Source organism: Methylocella tundrae, from assembly GCF_901905185.1.
Classification (GTDB): domain Bacteria; phylum Pseudomonadota; class Alphaproteobacteria; order Rhizobiales; family Beijerinckiaceae; genus Methylocapsa; species Methylocapsa tundrae.
The window spans coordinates 1-424 of the sequence record NZ_CABFMQ020000026.1; the positions used below are offsets into that span (position 1 = coordinate 1).

At 43.2% G+C, this 424-nt stretch carries 1 protein-coding gene; it reads left to right on the forward strand.

Translation table 11 applies throughout. The features are described from left to right. Nucleotides 1-424: NAD(P)/FAD-dependent oxidoreductase (locus MPC4_RS04165; protein WP_174511419.1), on the forward strand; the 424-nt coding region annotated here is incomplete at both ends.

The window sequence follows — 424 nt, forward strand, 5'->3', positions numbered from 1 at the left end:
CCTTAGAACAAGTTAATCCGCACATTTCCGAACAATTTCAAGAAGCGATTTATTTCCCTGAACTGTCTAATATTCGCAATCCACGCGTATTACAGTCCCTGATTCGCTATTTAAAGCAACATCCAAATGTTGAGTTTTTCGAACACACTCCTGTTAAAAAACTGATTCAACAAGGCGATGTGATACAAGCGCTTCAAACCGAAGATGGTCGCAAACATACAGCAGACCATTTTGTAATAACTTCGGGCGCTTGGAGCCATTACTGGAACTCACAATTACAACTCGAAATTCCAGTCGAACCTGTGCAAGGTCAGATGCTGTTATTTAAAACCCCTGCTCACTGGCTACCGACCATGTGTATGAATCGAGTCATGTACCTGATTCCACGTATGGACGGTCATATCGTGTGCGGGTCTAGTATGGC